20 protein-coding genes and 1 pseudogene are annotated in these 20,680 nt (G+C 60.3%); 12 read left to right on the plus strand and 9 right to left on the minus strand.

The annotated features are described in order from the left end of the window. The first annotated feature begins 6 nt into the window (after positions 1-6). The 6 genes from FO488_RS08165 (at position 7) to FO488_RS08190 (ending at position 6,588) form a co-directional block, all read left to right on the plus strand. Complete coding sequence (locus FO488_RS08165; RefSeq protein WP_149212115.1) at positions 7-1,290, plus strand: PilW family protein; 1,284 nt, start codon at positions 7-9, stop codon at positions 1,288-1,290. Positions 1,291-1,305: 15 nt separating this feature from the next. Next, positions 1,306-1,923, plus strand: a complete 618-nt coding sequence (locus FO488_RS08170) for a hypothetical protein (RefSeq protein ID WP_370514331.1) — start codon at positions 1,306-1,308, stop codon at positions 1,921-1,923. Between the two features lie 277 nt (positions 1,924-2,200). Next, positions 2,201-3,433 (plus strand): cytochrome c3 family protein, encoded by a 1,233-nt coding sequence (locus FO488_RS08175; RefSeq protein WP_205743383.1) that lies wholly within the window; start codon positions 2,201-2,203, stop codon positions 3,431-3,433. After that, complete coding sequence (locus tag FO488_RS08180; protein ID WP_149210107.1) at positions 3,433-3,993, plus strand: tetratricopeptide repeat protein; 561 nt, start codon at positions 3,433-3,435, stop codon at positions 3,991-3,993. The genes FO488_RS08175 and FO488_RS08180 overlap by 1 nt, the downstream gene beginning before the upstream one ends. 56 nt (positions 3,994-4,049) lie before the next feature. Next, on the plus strand, positions 4,050-5,420 hold the full coding sequence (locus FO488_RS08185; RefSeq protein ID WP_149210108.1) for a TlpA disulfide reductase family protein: 1,371 nt from the start codon (positions 4,050-4,052) through the stop codon (positions 5,418-5,420). A gap of 70 nt (positions 5,421-5,490) precedes the next feature. Further along, entirely contained in the window at positions 5,491-6,588 is a 1,098-nt protein-coding gene (locus FO488_RS08190) for a TlpA disulfide reductase family protein (RefSeq protein WP_205743384.1), read from the plus strand. A 36-nt stretch (positions 6,589-6,624) separates the two neighbouring features. On the opposite strand, the gene FO488_RS08195 is transcribed toward FO488_RS08190, so the two are convergent. The 4 genes and pseudogenes from FO488_RS08195 to FO488_RS08210 form a co-directional block, all read right to left on the minus strand. Next, the gene (locus FO488_RS08195) at positions 6,625-7,476 is read right to left on the minus strand and encodes a FapA family protein (protein WP_370514340.1); all 852 of its coding nucleotides are present in this window, start codon (positions 7,474-7,476) and stop codon (positions 6,625-6,627) included. A gap of 48 nt (positions 7,477-7,524) precedes the next feature. Continuing rightward, positions 7,525-8,063: pseudogene (locus tag FO488_RS08200) on the minus strand (flagellar assembly protein A); the annotation flags it as partial. A gap of 212 nt (positions 8,064-8,275) precedes the next feature. Then, the gene (htpG, locus tag FO488_RS08205; RefSeq protein WP_149210112.1) at positions 8,276-10,213 is read right to left on the minus strand and encodes a molecular chaperone HtpG; all 1,938 of its coding nucleotides are present in this window, start codon (positions 10,211-10,213) and stop codon (positions 8,276-8,278) included. A 152-nt stretch (positions 10,214-10,365) separates the two neighbouring features. Continuing rightward, positions 10,366-11,469 carry an NAD(P)/FAD-dependent oxidoreductase gene (locus tag FO488_RS08210; RefSeq protein ID WP_149210113.1) on the minus strand — a complete coding sequence of 368 codons (1,104 nt, stop codon included), beginning with the start codon at positions 11,467-11,469 and terminating at the stop codon, positions 10,366-10,368. 178 nt (positions 11,470-11,647) lie between these two features. Between FO488_RS08210 and FO488_RS08215 the strand changes: the two genes are divergently transcribed. Next, positions 11,648-11,989: a YtxH domain-containing protein gene (locus FO488_RS08215; RefSeq protein WP_149210114.1), complete on the plus strand. Its 342-nt coding sequence runs from the start codon at positions 11,648-11,650 to the stop codon at positions 11,987-11,989. A gap of 6 nt (positions 11,990-11,995) precedes the next feature. On the opposite strand, the gene FO488_RS08220 is transcribed toward FO488_RS08215, so the two are convergent. Genes FO488_RS08220 through rfbC form a run of 4 tightly spaced genes read right to left on the minus strand, consistent with a single transcriptional unit; the run spans position 11,996 to position 15,397 of the window. Next, positions 11,996-12,841: a DUF3047 domain-containing protein gene (locus FO488_RS08220; protein ID WP_240732219.1), complete on the minus strand. Its 846-nt coding sequence runs from the start codon at positions 12,839-12,841 to the stop codon at positions 11,996-11,998. Positions 12,842-12,846: 5 nt separating this feature from the next. Further along, positions 12,847-13,536, minus strand: coding sequence for a GMP/IMP nucleotidase (gene yrfG / locus FO488_RS08225; protein ID WP_149210115.1), 690 nt, complete (start codon positions 13,534-13,536; stop codon positions 12,847-12,849). A gap of 38 nt (positions 13,537-13,574) precedes the next feature. Next, a complete protein-coding gene (locus tag FO488_RS08230) occupies positions 13,575-14,855 on the minus strand; it encodes an MFS transporter (RefSeq protein ID WP_149210116.1) in 1,281 nt (426 codons plus the stop codon). Beyond that, positions 14,852-15,397: a dTDP-4-dehydrorhamnose 3,5-epimerase gene (gene rfbC, locus FO488_RS08235; protein ID WP_149210117.1), complete on the minus strand. Its 546-nt coding sequence runs from the start codon at positions 15,395-15,397 to the stop codon at positions 14,852-14,854. Before rfbC ends, FO488_RS08230 begins: the two co-directional genes overlap by 4 nt. A gap of 135 nt (positions 15,398-15,532) precedes the next feature. Between rfbC and FO488_RS08240 the strand changes: the two genes are divergently transcribed. After that, positions 15,533-16,792 carry a pitrilysin family protein gene (locus tag FO488_RS08240; RefSeq protein WP_149210118.1) on the plus strand — a complete coding sequence of 420 codons (1,260 nt, stop codon included), beginning with the start codon at positions 15,533-15,535 and terminating at the stop codon, positions 16,790-16,792. A 10-nt stretch (positions 16,793-16,802) separates the two neighbouring features. Here the strand turns inward: FO488_RS08240 and dut are convergent, their stop codons facing one another. Beyond that, positions 16,803-17,267, minus strand: a complete 465-nt coding sequence (gene dut, locus FO488_RS08245; protein WP_149210119.1) for a dUTP diphosphatase — start codon at positions 17,265-17,267, stop codon at positions 16,803-16,805. Between the two features lie 106 nt (positions 17,268-17,373). On the opposite strand from dut, the gene FO488_RS08250 reads away from it, so the two are divergent. From FO488_RS08250 to FO488_RS08265, 4 genes are all read left to right on the plus strand, one after another. Then, positions 17,374-18,471 carry an aminopeptidase gene (locus tag FO488_RS08250; protein WP_149210120.1) on the plus strand — a complete coding sequence of 366 codons (1,098 nt, stop codon included), beginning with the start codon at positions 17,374-17,376 and terminating at the stop codon, positions 18,469-18,471. A 20-nt stretch (positions 18,472-18,491) separates the two neighbouring features. Then, positions 18,492-18,995, plus strand: a complete 504-nt coding sequence (locus FO488_RS08255; protein ID WP_149210121.1) for a hypothetical protein — start codon at positions 18,492-18,494, stop codon at positions 18,993-18,995. A 212-nt stretch (positions 18,996-19,207) separates the two neighbouring features. Further along, a complete protein-coding gene (locus FO488_RS08260) occupies positions 19,208-19,609 on the plus strand; it encodes a hypothetical protein (protein WP_149210122.1) in 402 nt (133 codons plus the stop codon). Between the two features lie 9 nt (positions 19,610-19,618). Beyond that, on the plus strand, positions 19,619-20,503 hold the full coding sequence (locus FO488_RS08265) for an ATP-binding protein (protein ID WP_149210123.1): 885 nt from the start codon (positions 19,619-19,621) through the stop codon (positions 20,501-20,503). The last annotated feature ends 177 nt before the right edge of the window (positions 20,504-20,680 follow it).

Consider the following 20,680-nt stretch of genomic DNA (forward strand, 5'->3'; position numbering starts at 1 on the left):
AATACTATGCGATCGAATAACAGCGGTTTTACTCTGATTGAAGTGTTGATTGTCACGGCTGTTTTCGTGATTGTGCTGCTGATAACGGGAAGTGCCTTCAAGACGATCCTCGGGCAGAGCGCCAAGGTGTTTCGGAGCGAGGAGAGCAACATAGAAGGTATCATTGGTCTCGAAATGTTGCGGCATGACCTGCAGCAGGCCGGTTTGGGGCTGTTTACCGAAACCTCGACGGTCAGTTATACCGGCGAAGCCCTGAATGCTCCCGCAAGTACCTATAACGACTTCAATGCCGGTACGGAGCCGCCGCGGCCGATCGTCGCCGGCAATAATGTGGCGTCTGTTGCGTCGGACCCGGACAGCAGCGGCAATTATAAAATTCTTGCCGGCACCGACTACCTGGTCGTAAAGGCCGCCACGGTCAGTACTTCCAAGACGGCACAGAAATGGACCTACCTTGAAATTTCGCCACCCAACGTCACGTCCCATTCCTGGCCATCCGCTGCGGAGAACCTGGGGAGCGGCGACAATGTGGTCCTGTTGAAGCGGCAGGTGAGTACCAGCGGCCAGAGCACGACCTTAACCCCCACCCTTACGAACCAATTCTATTACACGTACAGCAATACGGCCTTTGCCCAGTTCTCATCGGCGAGCAACACCATATATACGGCGTATGGCATTGACAGCTCCACGCCCCGCATGCCCTTCAACCGGGCCGATTATTTTGTCGGGCTTCCAGTTATCGGTTCCGGTACACCCGATTCGAGCAGGATTCCCGATGTCTGTGCCAAGGATGCCAGCGGCAGTCCCAGCCCCTATGTGGGAATCCTCTACAAGGCAACGGTCAATCATGCCGATGGCAAACTGACGTACCATCCGCTATTGGACTGCGTTGCCGATATGCAAGTGGTCCTCGGGTGGGATATGAACAGCGATGGCGCAATTGATTGTTATTCGAATGCGGATGGCACGGTCATGATCGGTAGTTGTACCGCACCAACCGGCGGTACGGCGGCGGACGCCCTTTCAGCGACAAACAAAAACAACGCCTCCGCTGCCACAGTGCCGAATATCAGGAACAACCTGAAAATCGTAAAGGTTTACCTATTGGCCCAAAACGGCAGGCGTGATCCCAATTATACGAGTCCTTCACCGATTGTCGTCGGTGACACGGCGGCAGCTGAAACGAGTTTGACTAATTCTTATGACTTAGCCGCCAAAGGACTGCTCAATTATCGTTGGAAACTGTATCGCGTCGTGGTTCGTCCCAAAAATCTCTTCTCCAATGAGTAGTCTGAGGTGATGGTCTTGAACAGGATAAAGAATGAAGATGGTTTCGCCCTGGTCACATCCTTGATGCTGACCCTGATATCGCTCACGATTGTCATGGCTCTGCTCTACATGATGACCCAGAGCATCCACGTGTCGGGGATGAACAAGCGTTACAAGACCGCGGTTGAGGCGACCTATGGCGGAGCAGAGATATACGCCAAGGATATCCTGCCGTTTATCATGCGGAACTACTCGAGTTCCACTTCCACCCTGTCGTCGAATCTTCAGACTGCCTTTGGCACCGGTGTTCAGTTGAATTCCAGCGAGTCATGTATGCGGAGCAAACTGACCAAATCGACCGCCAATTGGCCAGCTGGATGCAGTAACACACCCAACCCGAAACAGAATTACGATATGAGTTTCACCATGGCAGCCGTTAAGGGCAGTCCGTTTGTCGTGTATTCCAAGATTGTCGACACGGTGAAGGGTAATTCCGATACGAGCGGTCTTCAACTGGAGGGTTCTGGAGTTGCGGAATCCAGTACTGTTCTCACGCCCCAGTCGATTCCATATATTTACCGTATGGAGCTTCAGGGAGAACGACAGAATAATCCCATGGCGCAAGCTAATATTGAAGTTCTTTACGCGTATTGAAACATGGTGGAATGCTTTCAGGAATGTTGCGTCCTTAATTTATTCTTATTAGTTTGGTGTGGATAATGATAAAAAACGCTTGACAAATAACTACATACATGGTTTTAAAGCACAGCTGCACTGTTATGTTTGACTTGATTGAAGGAGGGCTTGCGCTGTGCACAGGAAGATTCCATGTGGTGTGGTTGTGTCGTTCGTCGTTTGTTTGCAACTCCTCGTGTCCCCCGGCTCTGCACATAATGCCCTTGCGTTGTCCAATCAACCCGCCCCCCCAAAGGTGTCCTGCGTCACCGCCGACTGCCACGGCAAGATGGGCACCGAAAAGTACGTGCACGGTCCCGTGGCGACGGGCGACTGCACCTTCTGTCACAAACAGGCGGGAAAACACAAGTTCGAAGCCATAGAGAACACGGGCAAGCTGTGCGCCGAGTGCCATGAGCGGCTCGATACCCACAAATACGTACATGCCCCGGTGAAACAGGGCAAGTGCTTCACCTGCCACGATTCCCACCAGTCACCCAACAAATACCAACTTCGCGCCGCCGGCGCGGAACTCTGCTTCAAGTGCCACGACCGCTCCATCATGAAGGGCAAATTCGTCCATGGGCCGGTTGCCGTGGGGAGTTGCACCACCTGTCACGCCGTGCACCAGGGCGATTTCCCCAAGCTGCTGCGGACAACGGCCAACGCCGTCTGCTTCGAATGCCACGCCGACAAGGCCGAGGCCTTCAAAAACAAGAAGTTTACCCATGCTCCGGTTCAGAAGTCCTGCACCCTCTGCCATGACCCCCATAACGGCGGATACCGGTACAACTTCAAGGCCGATGGTTCGGAAGAACTCTGCCTTGGCTGCCACAAGGACAAGCAGACGGACATCAACTCGGCCACCGTGAAGCACAAGGGGCTCGCCACGGAAAAGAAATGCCTCGCCTGCCATGACCCCCACGTGTCCGATTACGTCAAACAGTTGACCATGCAGCCGGCAGACCTCTGCATGAGCTGCCACAACAAGGAGTATGGGGCCGGCGCGACGCGGGTGGCGAATATGAAGGCCATGCTGGATGCCAATACGGATTTTCACGGCCCCATCAAGCAGAAGGACTGTTCGGGGTGCCACAACACCCACGGTTCCAAGAATTTCAGGATCCTGCGCGAAAATTTTCCCCCCGTCTTTTATGCCGGCTATAACCCGGAAAACTACAAGCTGTGCTACATGTGCCATGAAAAATCCCTGGCCGACGACGAGCGCACGACCAAGTTGACCGCCTTCAGAAACGGCGACCAGAACCTGCATTTCGTCCATGTCAACAAAACGGTGAAGGGGCGTACCTGCCGGGCCTGCCACGATGCCCACGCCACCAACAACCCGCGCCACGTGCGGGATTCGGTCCCCTTCAACGCCTGGAAGCTGCCGGTCGGTTTCGAGAAGACCGCCGACGGCGGGCGTTGCCTGCCGGGGTGCCACAAGCTCTTCGCCTATGACCGGAAGCATGCGGTGAAGAATCAATAATGGCGGCTGGCACGAAGCGTTTGACGGCACACTCCCCCTTGCGCCTGCCTGGCGGCGGGCGGTGGGGCGTACGTGCCGTCATGGCCGCACTCATGGTCGCCGCTCCCTGGACGGCGGGTGCGGCAGCGCCCGAGGCCGCGGCCCCGGCGCAAACGGCACCGCCCGTTGTCGCCCCGGTCGCCCCGGGTTCCGGGGACAGTGAGCTTTTCAGCCTGCGGGAGCAGATCGCGCGGGCGCCGGAGGACGCCGTCCTTCATGTGCGCCTGGGGTACCTGTTGCTGAACGCCGGCGCCCTGGCAGAGGCGAAGACGGCGTTCGACGAGGCGCTGAAGCACAACCGCCACTCCCATGCCGCCATGACCGGGGAGGGGATTCTCCTGGCCCGGGCCGGCAACCTCAAAGAGGCCGAGCAGGTACTGCTGGCGGCCCTGGTCCGCAATCCCGACCCGGTCAGGACCCATTACGAGCTGGGGCGCGTGTACGAGGCGTCGGGCGATCTCGACAAGGCGCTGGCCGAGTATAAAGAGGGCATCGCCAAGTACCGGCAGGGGAGAAAGTAACGGTTCCGTTCCCCTGCGCCACGAAGGTGTGCCGCACGTACCTGTCAGAAGGAACGATGATCACGACCATCCCCCCATCCCCCGTTTGGGCCGCCTTGAAAAAAAGCGCGCTGCTGGGCGTTTTGTTCGCGGCCTGCGCTGTTCTGCCCCCCACACCCGCCCATGGGACGCTCCAGCAGCTCCAGACCGGCATGGAGGCCCCCGACTTCTCCCTGTACCAGGCGGCCGGTGAAAAGAGATCGTTTGCCGACCTGAAAGGGGAGAAGCTGACGATCCTCCTGATCTGGTCCACCTGGGACAAGAAATCGGAGAAGGCTCTGGCCCGGATGGAGCAACTGTACCGGAAGTACCGCGGCCGGGGACTGGCGGTCGTGGCCATCGAAGCGGATGTGCGGGGCGGCGCGGATGCCGACCCGCACATCCGTTCAATAGTCGGGCGGCTCGGGCTGACCTATCCGGTGCTGGTGGACCGGGGGCTGGACTATTTCCACGATATCGGCATCATCGCCCTGCCCACGACGGTCATCGTTGATCGGGAGCGGGTCATCCGGTACGAGCTTTCCGGCTACCCGCTGGTGGGTGCGGAGGAGATGGCGGATTTCGTGACCGCCTCCCTGGAGGGGGCGAGGCCGGCCATAGCGGCGAAGAAGGGGTATCAGCCGGCCAAGAGTGCGCTTCGTTTCTACAACATGGGGCGGAATACGCTGAAATCGGGACGCATGGCCGAGAGTTCGGAGATGTGGTTCAAGAAGGCCATTGAGGCCGACCCCGCGTTTGTCCTGCCCCACATCAGTCTGGGCAAATTCTATCGGGAGCGGGGCGACAAGGCCCTGGCTGAAGCGCAGTTCCGGGAGGCCCTGAGCAAGGAGCCGACCCATGTCATCGCCCTGTGCGAATCGGCGCTGCTCATGTTCGAGGACGGGCGGCTGGCAGAAGGGCAGAGCTTGCTGGAGAGCGCATTGAAGGCGGACGAATCCTACACGCCGTGCTATTACTACGCGGGTTTTGCCTATGGCCGGCAGGACAAGCCGGAGCAGGCGTTGCAGATGTTCGACGAGGCGGAGCGGATCAACCCCCTGGACTATAACCTGTACGTGTACAAGGGGCGGGTGTTTGAAGAGCGGAAGCGACCGCGGGAAGCGGCCGGGGCCTATCGCAAGGCGCTGGAAACCATCCTCCAGATCGATGAAACCCTGAAACGCACTGGGCAGACCCCCGGCGCCAAGACCGGGGAGGGGATGCTCCTGGCCCGGGCCGGCAACCTCAAGGAGGCCGAGCAGGTACTGCAGGCGGCCCTGGTCCGCAATCCCAACCCGGTCAGGACCCACTACGAGCTGGGGCTCGTGTACGAAGCGTCGGGCGATCCCGACAAGGCGCTGGCGGAGTATAAAGAGGGCATAGCGAAGTATCGGCAGGGAAGAAAATAGCACATCAGGCGTGAGTTGAAGAGCGGAAGGTATAATGTCCCGAAAAAGAGTTCCAAGCCCCCATCCGGTTTTGAAGAAAACCGCGCTCCTGGCCACACTGCTCACCGCGTACGGCATGTTCCTGTTCACCCCGGCGGCGGCGACGCTCCAGCAGCTCCAGACCGGCATGGAGGCCCCCGACTTCTCCCTGTACCAGGCGGCCGGTGAAAAGAGATCGTTTGCCGACCTGAAAGGGGAGAAGCTGACGATCCTCCTGATCTGGTCCACCTGGGACAAGAAATCGGAGAAGGCTCTGGCCCGGATGGAGCAACTGTACCGGAAGTACCGCGGCCGGGGACTGGCGGTCGTGGCCATCAATGCGGACGGGCAAAAGATCTCCGACGCCGACCTGGCGCGCATCCGTTCAATCGTCGAGCGGCTCGGGCTGACCTATCCGGTGCTGGTGGACCGGGGGCTGGACTACTTCCACGATATCGGCATCATCGCCCTGCCCACGACGGTCATCGTGGACCGGGAGCGGGTCATCCGGTACGAGCTTTCCGGCTACCCGCTGGTGGGTGCGGAGGAGATGGCGGATTTCGTGACCGCCTCCCTGGAGGGGGCGAGGCCGGCCATAGCGGCGAAGAAGGGGTATCAGCCGGCCAAGAGTGCGCTTCGTTTCTACAACATGGGGCGGAATACGCTGAAATCGGGACGCATGGCCGAGAGTTCGGAGATGTGGTTCAAGAAGGCCATCGAGGCCGACCCCGCGTTTGTCCTGCCCCACATCAGCCTGGGCAAATTCTATCGGGAGCGGGGCGACAAGGCCCTGGCTGAAGCGCAGTTCCGGGAGGCCCTGAGCAAGGAGCCGACCCATGTCATCGCCCTGTGCGAATCGGCGCTGCTCATGTTCGAGGACGGGCGGCTGGCAGAAGGGCAGAGCTTGCTGGAGAGCGCATTGAAGGCGGACGAATCCTACACGCCGTGCTATTACTACGCGGGTTTTGCCTATGGCCGGCAGGACAAGCCGGAGCAGGCGTTGCAGATGTTCGACGAGGCGGAGCGGATCAACCCCCTGGACTATAACCTGTACGTGTACAAGGGGCGGGTGTTTGAAGAGCGGAAGCGACCGCGGGAAGCGGCCGGGGCCTACCGCAAGGCGCTGGAAACCATCCTCGGCATCCACTAGCCTGCCGGCATGACTGCGTGCACCTGCAGGGGGCGGCTACCTTTTTTGATACTCGAGAATAAAGGCTTTTTCGATGTCGGCAGCCTTGACATCCAGGCTGGTCAGGGAAAGATAGCGAAGTCCGCCGTCGATCGTGTTTTCACTGGCGCTGAGAGGCCCGTCATGGGGGTCCCTCACCTCTTCGTTCTGCATGCCGACCACCAGCAGGGTGTTGTCGTAGAGCGTACCTTTGACATTGACCTTCGGGTTGGACCGCTCATCGACCTTTGAGCGGAGCGCCATGATCCGGTCCGTCAGTGTGGCCCTTTTCTGGCGCAGCTCCTCGATTTCCTGAAGCGTTCCCGCCTCTCCGCTTTGCTTGTGGTTGAGGGCGAGTTCCTCCATGAGCCTTTCGAGCTCTTCGGCATCGTGATAATCGACCCCCACGGTCAGCTTTGTCCTGACCGATGCCAGCGATCCGATTTTCTTGGCCTCGACCCCCCCCAACGCGGCATACGTCCCGCCGGCAATCGCACCCTTGTTGACGATGATCCTGCCCAGCGTCCTTACGGTGCAATTGTGCAACTCCACCTCCACAAAGATATCGCCGGCGCATTCGATGGTGCAGTCGTGGATGAACTGCGCCGTGATGTTGCCGCCGCACGCTATGGTTCCCTTGCCCTGGCCATCCATGCCGCAGAAGGAGATGTCGCCGCCGCTCTCGATGCGGCAGTTGCCGATATTGCCGCTGACGCGCAGCCCCTTGGTGGCGTGGACGCTGAAGTCGTCGAGCACGTCGCCCCGCACCTCCACGACGCCGTTGAAGACGATGGAGCCGACCCGGAAATTCACATCCCCGGACACCACGTACTCTTCCTCGACGGATATTTCACCGGATGCCACGCACACCCTGCCCGCGGCAGCGGCAACAAGCCGCTCCCCACTGTCCTCGGCGGTGATATTCTTGCCGATCTTGAGGGCCAGGGGTTTGCCCGGGACGGGGGGAATGGTTTCGCCGGTCACGCTTTTGCCGGCAGATCCGGGGGTGGGGGGGTGACACGGGCGATCTCGTCGCCCGGCATGACGTTGATAAAGGTCTGAACCTGATGCAGGTCGATGGCTGCGGCATCGTCGCCATCCGGCTGGACGGAGGCGGATGGTTGCACCGTATAGGAGAGCGAGCCGTCGATGCCGTTGGCGGGTGGGATGCCGGTTGCCACCACCACGCTGTGCAGCGTCTGTCCGGCCGCGGCGTTGACCGCAAAGGTGCTGAGGGCCTTTTCGTCAAAATCTCCCTTCACTCCGGCCGCGGCAAGGTAGCCGTTCAACTCGTCCCTGGTCATCATGGACCCCTGCTGGCGCGGTACGTAGCTGCAGAGGCATTCCTGCTTGTCCTTGGATATGGCGATAAACAGGCTGTAGCCGAGTTTTTTGAACTCCTTGCCCGGGATGCTGTTTTCCCTGGCCCCATCTCCTGCCGGCGTGTCGCTCATCATGACGATAGCTCCGTTCGTTGGATTGATCCCCGGTTATTTGGCGTGTAAACGCTCTGGCGTTGTTATGAGGGAGGATCGCTCGAGTATGATTGGTGCTTTCATTAATATCGGCAGAATGCATCCGGATTTGTAGGAATATTTGAACTTTTTGTTACGGGGCGCAGAGAGGGGCGGTATGGCTCCCCCGGCTTTGCCGGGGGAGCTTTAATCCGTTATTTCGCGGCTGCTTTGACCATCAGTTCGCTGACCAGCTTCGTAAAACGCAGCGGGTCCTTGATGGGCGACCCCTCGGTCAGGAGCGCCTGGTCGTAGAGCAGGTCGGCGTAGTCGCCCAGGGCCGGGGCTGCCTTGTCCGCCGTGTGCAGTTCGGCCATAACCCTGAGGATGGCGTGGTCCGGGTTCAGTTCCAGGATACGTTTGGATTCGGGCACGCTCTGGTTGAGCGCCTTCATGATGCGCTCCATGTTGGCGTTCATGCCGTGCTCGTCGGCAACCAGGCAGCAGGCGCTGTCGGTCAGGCGGTTCGAGAAGCGCACCTCCTTGACCTTGTCCTTCAGGCGGTCCGTAATGAGGGAGATCAGGTCGGAGAACTCCTTCTGGGCCTCTTCACGTTTCTTTTCCTTTTCCTTCTTCTCATCTTCGCTGTCCACGCTGATATCGCCGCGGTCAACCGCCTTGAGCTGCTTGCCGTCGTACTCGGTGAGCGCCTGGACCACCCACTCGTCCACCGGGTCGGTCAGGAACAGCACCTCGAACCCCTTTGACCGGAACACCTCCAGGTGGGGCGACTGCTCCAGGGCTTCACGGCTGGTGCCGGTGATGAAATAGATCTCCTTCTGCGCCTCGGGCATGCGTTCCACATACTCTTTCAGCGACACAAAGGAACCGTTCTCGCTCCTCGTGCTTTCGAACAGGAGCAGGTCCTGGAGCTTCTCCTTGTTGGCGAAGTCGAAGTGGACCCCCTCCTTGAGGACCGGGCCGAACTCCTTCCAGAAGGCCACATAGGAATCGTAGTTCTTTTCCTTCTCGTCGGCCAGGGTGGAGAGGACCTTGCCGACCAGGTTCTTCTGGATGCGCTTGATCTGCACATCCTCCTGGAGGATCTCGCGGGAGACGTTGAGGGGGAGGTCGGAGGAGTCCACCACCCCCTTGACGAAGCGCAGATAGTCGGGGATCAGTTCCTCGCACTTGTCGGTGATGAACACCCGCTTGACGTAGAGCTGCAGCCCCTTTTTGCGGTCGGAGAAGAACATGTCGAACGGTTTGCGGGCCGGCAGGTACACCAGGGCCTTGAATTCGCTGGTGCCTTCCGCCGAGAAGTGGATGGTGCGATAGGGGGCCTCGAAGTCATGGGAGATATGTTTGTAGAATTCGTTGTATTCCTCTTCGGTCACGTCGCTTTTGGCACGCGCCCAGATGGCCTTCATGGAGTTGAGGATTTCCTCCTCCGTCTTCTCGATGGTGCCGGCCCCCTCGATCTCCTTGCCGTCCACCCCCTTGGGCACTTCGGTGCGGGTGACGTCCATGACCACGGGGTACTGGATGTAATCCGAGTATTTCTTCACGATGGAGCGGATCTTCCACTCGTCCAGGTACTCCTTGAACTCGTCCTTCAGGTGCAGGACGATCTCGGTGCCGCGTTTTTCCCGGCTGCACCCCTCGATGGTGTAGGAGCCGTCGCCGGCGGATTCCCAGCAGCATCCCGACTCGATGGAGCCGGCCGCGCGCGTAAAGAGCGTCACCTTGTCGGCGACCATGAACGAGGCGTAGAAACCGACGCCGAACTGGCCGATCAGTTCCGGGTTGTCGCTGGTCACCTTGTCCTTGAGGCTCTGCATGAAGGCCTTGGTGCCGGAGCGGGCGATGGTGCCGATGTTCTCCTCGACTTCGGCCATGTTCATGCCGATGCCGTTGTCGCGGATGGTCAGGGTGCCGGCATCCTTATTGGGGATGAGCTTGATCTTCCAGTCGCTGTTCCCTTCCAGCACCGATTCGTTGGAGTGGGCCTCGAAGCGCACCTTGTCGATGGCGTCGGAGGCGTTGGAGATCAGCTCGCGCAGGAAAATATCCCGATTGGAGTAGAGGGAATGGATGACCAGATCGAGAAGCTGCTGCACCTCGGTCTGGAACTGCTTGGTGGTCTTGGACATGCTTATGCGTTCTCCTTTGTGGGATGGAATCGATACGGAAACAACCTAATCATCGCAGGGGAGTTTTTCAAGGGGAGCCGCGGCCCGAAATGGGGGCCGCGTGCGCCGTGCCGGAAAAAATGAACTCCGGCACGGCGCACGCGGCATGGACGCTAATTCTCCATCTTCTTCCTGATGGCCTCCACGACGTGGTAGGCGTCGTTGATGGCGGTGTAGATCAGGTTGGGGTGCTTCTCCTCGGCAATGGCTCCCGCGTTGATCTTCATATAGGACGGCGAGATGGCGCCGCCGATGACGTAGACCCCCCTGCGGGTGGATTCGAACTCGGAGGAGAGGAGTACCAGGCGGTCCCCCTCCTTGGCGATCTTGCAGACCCCGGCCGCGCAGGTGATCATCTGGATGCCGAGTTTGTCGAAGACCGGCATGGGCCCTTGGGAACCGATGCAGGCGATCACGTTCTCCATGGGAAAGCTCAGGGCGTGGTACAGGTCGATGCCGTCCGCCTGCTTGAATTCGTTGATGCGGATGACCAGACGGTCAACCCCCTCCTTGTCCACCTCGCCGATGCGCGGCGTGGCCCCGGGATACAGGCGGATATTGCCCCCCAGGAGGATCTCTTCGCCCAAACGCTGGGCCGTCTCCTTGTTGACGTCGAATTTTCCCGACGTGTGGGACCAGTAGACCGGTTGGTTGTCGTTGACCTCCCGCTTGGCCTTGAGTATGGCGATGACCACGTCCGCCGCGGTGTTGCCGCCGCCGATGACCAGCGTCTTGACGCCCACGTATTTGCCGGCGTCCTCCAGGTTCTTGGCCACCATCTTGGCGTCGCCGTATACCGACAACTCCCGGGGAATGCTGCTGCCGAAGGCCAGCACGACCTTGCGCCCGCGAAATACGCCCTTGTCGGTTAGCACCGAGAGCACGTCCCGCTCTTCCCGGATATCCTCGAAGGCGACCTCGGTGCGCACATTGATCTTCTCGTGCTGCACGAAATGCTGCACATACTGGATGTAGCTCTCCACCGTGACCGGCTTGTCGGGCGGCCGCAGCTCATCCACCAGGAACGGTTCCGGCGCATCCTTGGGCTTGGAGGCATACACATGCTTGCCCTCGGGATAGGTATTGGCGATCCCCTGGAATACCGACTTGCCCGATTCGAGCACCAGGTAGGAGAGACCATGCTTGTGGCACAGGTAGGCGGTGGCCAGGCCGGCCGGTCCGCCGCCTATGATGAGTACATCGTACAATGAGCTCATGAGGTGCCCCTGTCGTGAGATAATGGTTATTATACGAAATTTTATAACATGACTTCCGACCAAGATAAAGGCATTCGGGAAAAATTGTGGCGCTGGGGGAAAGGGAGGGCGAACAGTGGATTTTTCCGCCCGGTGGGGTACAATAAAACAACAGACATCAGCACGAAGGAGGACGGTCATGGAGGACAGAGATAAAAAGGTTGCTGCGGCGGCATTGCTGATGGTGGCGGGTGGTATCGTGGGCGCCGGGCTTGCGCTGCTTTTGGCCCCCCAGTCCGGCCAGCGCACGCGCCGGGACATCTCGCGCTATGCGCGGCGCGCCAAGACCCGGGCCGATGAGGCGGTGGAGGACATTACGACCAATATCAACGACCTGGTGGAAACCATCGGCGAGAAGACCGATGAACTGGTCGAAAAGGGCAGGGATGTGGCCAGCGGCGCCCGCAAGGACTTGGTGCGGCTGATCGAAGAAGGCGCAGCACGCCTCGAGAAGTTCCGGACCAAGCTGAGCCGGATGTAACAGCGCCTATTGCTGGTTTTGACCGGGTGGAAGGGCGACCGGAGGCGCCGGATGCGAGGTGGCGCCGTTGGGCTGCTCCTTGGGCAACGGCTCCTTCGGCTTTGCCGGGTGTGCCTTGGCCGGTTGCTCTTTGGGCGCCTGCTCTTTGGCGGCCGGTTCCTTCTGCTTCGGTTTCTGCTCATCTTCCCGGGCTGCCGGGAGCACGGTTATGTCGCCGTAGTAGCCGGTTGCGGACTCATGGGTGTTGTCGCTGTCGGTCATGATGGCGATGGCGCCGACCCTGGGCGCCTCCTCGCCGAAGGCGGCACGGTAGTCGTCGGCAAAATTGCGCCGGTGAGCAGTCCAGTGCCCGGCCAGTTCATCCCCTCCATCCACGGCAATCATGACCACGTTCTTCGAGTAGGGATTGCGGATGCTCTCTCCCTTGCGCAGGACGTTGCCCCACACGTACTCGATGGCCCGGGTCTGGGAGAAGAAGCCCCGGGGAAACACCACGTAGAGGCGGGCGGCAAAGTCGTGCCCGTCTTTGATCCTCTCGTTGCCCTTTTTGACCGTATGGTCGATCTTCCATGACCATCTGATGACCGGATGCGTCTTGGGGTCGATATCGATTTTGTGGAGCAGCCCCGACGCCGTATCGTGGCTTTTTCCCATGAGAACGCTCTTTCCGTTGTCCTGGACAAAGGTGTAGGTCGATTTTTTCGAGCCGAAAACGGTCTGTTCCTTCCACCCCGCCAGCTCCGACGAACTGAACTTGCCGATGCGCAGTTCGGATTCGGCGGCCAGGGCGGGGAAAGCGGCCAGAAGAGAGGCGATGACAACAGCGGTGCGCAGGGACCGGTAAGGGTGCATATGGTTTAGCCTTTTGAGATGGTGATGGTTTTTTCGCCGTTGCCCGGTATCAGGGCGCTGAAGTACTCGATGGAGGCGAAGGCGGCAGAGGGTTTCGGCTGGATCGTGGAGCTGAAGCGGCTGATGTACACCGGATACCTGATGCCGTACCGCTGTGCCGTGGCAAGGTTGATTTCGCTGTCTTCCCCCAGCATGGTCCGGGCGGGATCGTAGCGGACAACCCTCTGGAGTTCCTCCCAGAAACGGTCGTCCTCCTTGGGCAGGCCGACCTCGTGCGCCGAGATGATGCCGTCGAAGTATGCCCCGATACGGGTGGTTTTCATCTTCAGGTCCAGGGTCTTGGCATGGGCGTTGGTCACCAGCCGGACATCCTTGCGGTTGTGCCGCAGAAATAGCAGGAATTCCACCACAAAGGGGTGAACGGCGATCAGGTGCTCCACCTCCCGCTTCAGCTGGGGGATGTCCAGTTTCAGGCGTTCGGACCAATAATCCAGATCGGTCCAGTTGAGGGTCTGTTCTTGGGACTTGAACAGGGCATGCAGGTGCTTCCGGGCGTACTCCTCCGTCGTGCCGTTGCGGGCGGCCCACCGTTTGGGAACGTGTTCCAGCCAGAAGTGGTCGTCGAAGTGCCTGTCCAGCAGGGTGCCGTCCATGTCCAGGAGGACGGTGTCGATGGTATTCCAGTCAATAATCATGGCAGAGACGTGAGGAGCGCTTTCAGGGTTTCAGTTGTTCAGCGTCTGCCGTTGGCCATTTTCAGGCTTTCGGGAGAGCGGCGGAGCCACCACATGAAGAACGGGCCGGCCAGCCCGCCGATGCCCAGGCTGGCAAAGGCCAGGCCCCAGGCGCCGGTGATGCCGGGGAACGGCTGCCACCCCCGGAAGGTATCCAGGGTCCAGCCGAAGACCGTCGGCGAGATCGAGGCCAGGGAGTAGCCGATCAGGGACTGAAGCCCCATGGCGGCCCCCAGGTAGCCGGGGGCGACCAGTTCCGTCAGCCCGGTGGAGAAGACCGGCGACTCCGCCACCACCAGATAACCGTACAGCAGACCGATGGCCGAGGTCAACCATATGTTGGTGTTGATCAGCCAGCCGAAGGAAAAAGAGAGCAGGGCGCTGGCGAGCATGACCATGGCGATGGTGGCGGTGCGGCCGAAACGGTCGGAGAGGGTGCCGGTCACGGCGGTCGAAAACGCGCCGATGCCGACCAGCAGTGCGGCAATGGTGGAGGCGAGGGCGGTGGCGCGCCCCTGGCCGTAGCCCCACCCCACCAGGGCGGCCGTGAAGAACGGGGCCAGCCAACTCCGCATGCCGTACATCTCCCACATGTGGGAGCCGTAGCCTAAGATCATCAGGATGGCCGGCCGGTTGCGGGCCACCTCCGCCGTGTAGCCGCCGGTGATCTGGGCCCTGGGGGCGGGGTGGTACCCGCGGAACAGCGGAACGGCGAGCAGTGCCCCGGCAAACACGCCGACGGAACAGCAGGTAAAGGCGGCGCGCCAGCCATAGAGCCCGCTCAGCCACCCGGTGACGGCCAGGGAGAGCGACGAGCCCAGCATGAGCGAGCCGACGTAGATGCCGATGGCCCGGCCGCGCCTGGCCGGGGCGAACCGTTCCGCCACCAGCTTGAGCCCCGGCATGTAGGTGCCCCCCATGCCGATGCCGGTCAGGGCGCGCAGGACCATGCCGCTGGCGAAGTCATGGGCGTACCGGGCAAAGAGCAGGTTGGCGGCGGCGGACCAGAGGGCGGCGCCGATGAAGATCAGCTTGGTGTTCATGCGGTCGGTGAGGGTCGAGAGGATGACCCCGGAGGCGATGTAACCCACTTGGTAGACCGAAAAGATCATGCCGGCCCGGGTGTTGCTCATGCCCCATTCCTGGCGCAGGATGGGCAGGATGGCCGAGTAATTGATAAACACCAGCATGATGAAGAGCTGGCACAGGCAGAGTAGCAGGAGCCAGCGGGTGTTCTGCCGTTCCCGGCCGGCGCCGGTGCTGGGCGGAGTGCCGGTCATGGAAACAGGTCTGCTTCCTTGAACCGTTTGCCGTCGCGGTCCTTGGCCGAAATGGTCGGTTCGGCGGCAAGGGGCCACGCGATCGCCAGGTCCGGGTCATTCCAGGCGATGCAGCGTTCATGCTCCGGCGCCCAGTAATCGGTGGTCAGGTACAGGAACTCGGCATGTTCCGAAGTAACGCAGAAACCGTGGGCGAATCCGGGGGGCACCCACATCTGCCGCTTGTTTTCGGCGGAGAGGGTGGCGCCGAACCAGGCGCCGAACGTGGGCGAACTGCGGCGGATGTCCACCGCCACGTCGAAAACCTCGCCGACAATGACCCGCACCAGTTTCCCCTGGGGGTGCCGGATCTGATAGTGCAGCCCGCGCAGGACCCCGCCGGTCGAACGGGAGTGGTTGTGCTGGACGAACGTGACGTCAAGCCCGGTCAACTGGCGCCAGATCCGTTCATTGAAACTTTCGAAGAAAAATCCGCGTTCATCGCCGAAGACTTTGGGCTCGAGGAGGAGAACGTCGGGAAGGGTGGTGGCAATAATGTTCATGACACTGCTCCGAAGGAAATGGGATGGTGGACCTGTTCTAGCAAATTCAGGGAGTAGGCCGCAAGATATACTTTTTTTGCGCGGGCGCTCCCGAAACAGGGTAGATTTTTCTGAAAAGCGCGGTATGATGTGGTCATGATAAATTCTACCGTCTTACCCAATGGCGTCAGGCTCATCAGTCAGCGTGCCGAACATATGCACACCGTTTCCATCGGCATCTGGGTGGCCAATGGCACGCGCCACGAATCCCACGACAATAACGGCATCGCCCACTTCATCGAGCACCTTCTCTTCAAGGGGACAAAGCGGCGCACCGCACGCCAGATATCCCACGAGATCGACTCCATGGGGGGGATCCTCAATGCTTTCACCGGCCACGAATACGTCTGCTATTACGCCAAGGTGCTGGCTTCGTTCCTCCCCAGGGTGGCGGACCTCCTGACCGATATCTTTCTCCACTCGAATTTTCCGGCCGACGAGATCGAGCGGGAGCGGAAGGTGATCCTTCAGGAGATCAAGATGCGGGACGATGCGCCGGAAGAGTGCATCCACGACCGTTTTCACCAGAATTTCTGGAAGGGGCACCCCCTGGGGTTGTCGGTGCTTGGCTCGGAAGAAACCATCAGCCGGCTCTCCCGCAATGACATCGTTGCGTACAAACAGAGCCGCTACCGCCCCGAGGACATCATCATCTCGGCCGCCGGCAACGTGGACCACGCCGAGCTGGTTTCTCTCATGCAGGGAGCCTTTTCGGGGCTTTCGTCAAGCTGGGTACCCGTCGCCGCGGGAGAAACCGCCTCTCCCGGCCGGTGCGTCAGCCTGATCGAGCGGGACCTGGAACAGGCCCTGATCTGTCTGGGAACACGGGCGTTGCCCCAGAACCACCCCGACCGTTACGCCCTGTTCCTGCTCAACACCATTCTGGGGGGCGGCATGAGTTCGCGCCTCTTCGACGAGGTGCGCGAGAAAAAGGGGCTGGCCTATTCGGTCTATTCCTATGTGATTTCCCACGCCGACTCGGGTTCGCTGGTGGTCTACGCCGGGACGGAGCAGGAGCATTGCCGGGAGGTCATCGATATCGCCCTGCGGGAGATGGGGCGGCTGAAGCGCGAAGCGGTGCCGGAGGATGAGCTCGACTCCTCCCGGGAGCAGCTCAAGGGGAAGATCCTCATGTCTCTGGAGAGCACCGACAGCCTGATGACCCGTCTGGCCAAGAACGAGATCTACCTGCAACGGTACCAGCCGGTCGAGGAGGTCCTGGCCGGTTTCGACGCCGTCACCGCCGGCGACATCATGGTGCTGGCGAACGAACTTTTCGACGGCAGCAAGCTGAATCTGGAAGTGATGGGCAAGGTCGCCGGCCTTGACGTGACCGGGGACCGTCTGGCCTTTTGATGCCCTGCGGTCAATCCCTGCCGGTGTGGCCAAAACCTCCAGCACCGCGTGAACTATCCTGGCTGAACTCATCGATAATGCTCAATTCTGCCTGGGTCACCGGTACGAACAGCATCTGGCAGATGCGTTCGCCCGGCTCCACGGTGTAGGCAGTTGTGCCCCGGTTGAGAATGCCGATGCCGATCTCCCCCTGGTAGTCCGAATCGATAACCCCCACCGTATTGGCCAGTACGATCCCGTGTTTGATCCCCAGCCCGGAGCGCGGCACCAGCAGGGCCACCAGGTTCCGGTCGTGGATGCTGATGGCTATGCCGCTGGGGATCAGCACGGTCTGGCCCGGCTGCACCGTGAGGGGGGCGTCCAGGCAGGCCCGCAGGTCCATGGCCGCCGAACCGCCGGTGGCATAGGTGGGAAGCGGGATGCGCGAGCCCATCAGGGGGTTCATGATTTTGGTTTCAATTTTATGACGGTTCATGGTAGTTTTTCCCGTGATTCAGAGTGAATGTGGCTCGGCTGCCACCATAAACGGGAGCGGCTGCCGAGCGCAACCAAAATCTGACGGCGCAAAGGACGTGTGAACGATGAAAGACACTAGAATTACTCAGTTTGCAGAAATATTGGTGGACTATTCCACGCGGGTGAAAAAAGGGGACGTGGTGTTGATCAACGCCGCCGGCCTGGAAGCCCTGCCCCTGGTCAAGGAACTCCATGCCCTCTGCCTCAAGCGGGGCGCCGCGTATGTGGAGTATGCCTTTTCCGTCCCCGAGATCGACCGCAATTTCTACAACCTGGCCAACAAACAGCAGTTGGACCATTTCCCCCAGCACAAGCTGGATTTCTTCAAGACCCTGACCGTCTATATCGGCATCGCGGCCGGCGACAACTCCATGGTCATGGCCAATGCCCGCCAAGAGGCCATGGTGGCCTACCAGAAACTCACCAGACCGCTGGTGGACCAGCGGGTCAGGCACACCCGCTGGGTGGTGACCCGGTACCCGACTCATGCCGCGGCCCAGGAAGCCAGGATGAGCTTGGATGAATACGAGGATTACCTCTTTTCCGCCTGCTGCATCGACTGGCGCGCGGAATCGAAGAAACAGGACAAGCTCAAGAAGCTGATGGACAAAACCAAGCAAGTACGCATCGTTGCGCCGGATACGGATCTTGCGTTCAGCATCGACGGCCTGCCGGGGATCAAGTGCGACGGGCGTTTGAACATGCCGGACGGCGAGGTGTTCTCCGCACCGGTCCGGAATTCGGTCCAGGGGCACATCACCTATAACTGCCCCAGCATCTACCAGGGCAAGGAGTTCAACGGCGTGCGCTTCGAGTTCAAGGACGGCAGGATCGTCAAGGCCAGCGCCGAGGCGGGCATGAGCGGGGCGCTCAACAAGATCCTGGATACGGACGAGGGGGCCCGCTACATCGGCGAATTCTCCCTGGGGATCAACCCGGGCATCCGCCGCCCCATGCGCAATATCCTCTTTGACGAGAAGATCTTCGGCTCGATCCACTTCACCCCGGGCCAGGCCTACGATGAGTGCGACAACGGCAACCGCTCCGCCGTCCATTGGGACCTGGTGAGAATTCTCGCCGACGGCGAAATCTGGTTCGATGGCGTCCTGATCCAGAAAAAGGGGACATTCGTCCACAAGGATCTGTTGGAACTTAATCCGTGACAGGAGTGGAACTTATCCGTATGAGTGACGTGAAACAGCCCGAGATCGAGTTTGATCACGATGATTTCGAGAGTGTGTCTCTCGACGATGAGCTCCGGGTGGATGAGTGCTGCCAGGAATTGCTCAAGCGCTTTTACTTAAGCCTGGTGGGCAGGGGCATGACGCCGGAGCAGGCATCGGAGTTGGCCTTCAGCGCCGATCTCTATCTGCGGGACTATGTGGTGGACTTTGCCCGCCAGAACGTGGCCCGGCCGCAGCCGGGCATTGTCAGGTGTTTTGCGGCCACGTGGTTCATCACCCATACCCTCGACCCGGAGATGCGCATTCTGGAACGGCATCTGGCCGGCATCCGCGAGTTGTACCGCTATCTGCACGCGCAGCATCTGATCTCCCGTGAGGAACTGGATTTTCTCGAAGCGGAGGCGGACCAGACCGATTACTATGGCCAACGTATCGAGAGTTTTCTCGCGATCGTGGGCGATGGCTATTTTGCCTGGGAGGCGGAGTGCCCCCTCCGGGGCTGAACAATGCCGGAATCCGCGATGCCGCCATGCCTGCTTGTCCGGAAGGCCTCAGCCTTTGCTTTCAAAGAAATGCCGCAACCTGCCGGAGTACCGTCAGAATGAGTGACGTGTACGACACGGGCGGCGTGCAGGCTCCAGCTCTTCTGGCCACTACGGCATTCCGGCATCACGGATTCCGGGAATCTCTACGGCGTAAAAGGAGCCGGCACACCATGGCAGGCAGACGTTTGAAAGGGATAACCATAACGATCCTGGCTCAGGAACACGCGAGGCAGGACTGGCACTTCGACTTCGAGGCGGATCTCTTCCGCCGCTTTTGCGAGAACCTGGCGCGGGATATGAAAAAGCTGGGGGTTGCGCTCACCGTCGTGCGCAACCGCGACGCGACCATCACCATCAACAGCTACGCCGACCTGCTGAACTGCGTCAAGATATCCTCCCCCGACGACGGCCATGCCAACCAGTGCGTCGGGCATATCATCGGCAAGAGCGAACATCTGGATATCATGGAGGATATCGGGGCCGCGGTGCGGCGGATCGCCTTTGCCCCGGAGACTGTTGCCCCGTCGAGCGAATTCAGAAAGGTATGCCACAACTGCGGTTGCGGATGTTGAAACAGGACCATGATAGATAACGCGGAAAGATTCGGAGCATTGCTGGAGAGGGTGGAGCGGCTTGTGGAAGGGATGATGCCCGCCGCCGTCGCCCCTCCCGATTGCGAGCATTTCCTGGCGTTCCGCTGGGAACGGACCGGCGAGCGGGGGCGCCTGGCACCGGTGATGTATCCCCACCTCTTTGATCTGAACGAATTGGTGGGCATCGACGACATCAAGGAAGAGGTGGTCCGCAACACCACCCAGTTCGTGGAGGGGCTGCCGGCCAACAATGTGCTCCTGTGGGGCGAACGGGGGTGCGGCAAGTCGTCGCTGGTCAAGGGGCTGTTGAAGCCGTTTGCCTCGCGGGGGTTGCGGATTGTGGAGCTGAAACGCTGGGATATCATGTCCCTGCCCCACATAACCTCCCTGCTGCGGGATGCGCCGTACCGCTTCATCCTGTTCTGCGACGACCTTTCCTTTGACGAGGGGGAGGGGGATTTTCGCGCCCTCAAGACGCTTTTGGACGGCGATATCGAGGAGCGCCCCGGCAATGTGCTGATCTACGCCACCTCGAACCGCCGCCATCTCATGCCGGAGCGGATGGAGGACAACACCGGCGACCTGGAAATACACCCCGAGGAGGCCGTGGGCGAAAAACTAGCATTGGCAGATCGTTTTGGGTTGTCGTTCGGGTTTTACAGCCTCGACCAGGACGAGTATCTGGATGTGGTCCGCTATTACGCCGCCCGCCGGGGACTCGGGGTGAAAGACACGGAACTGTGCGACCTGGCGTTGAAGTGGTCGCTGTATTCCGCGCGCCGCAGCGGGCGCTCGGCCCGCCAGTTTGTGGATGATCTGGAAGGGCGCCTGGGGCTGACGAAAAGCGGAAGGCGGAAAAAGTCCTCTCTCTGACCGGATCGGGTGTGTTTCGGGCAGGTTCAAACCGTGGAAAATTGTAGCTTTCAACGGTATTATGGTGTATTTGTTAAAGCAAACACACCGTGGGGGCGGGAATCCAACGGATGGCCGCCCGCCTGAGCGCAGGAGAAGAAATAACCGAAAAGCGGCCTTGATCGCTGTCACCCCCCT

The sequence above is a fragment of the Geobacter sp. FeAm09 genome, assembly GCF_008330225.1.
GTDB lineage: Bacteria > Desulfobacterota > Desulfuromonadia > Geobacterales > Pseudopelobacteraceae > Oryzomonas.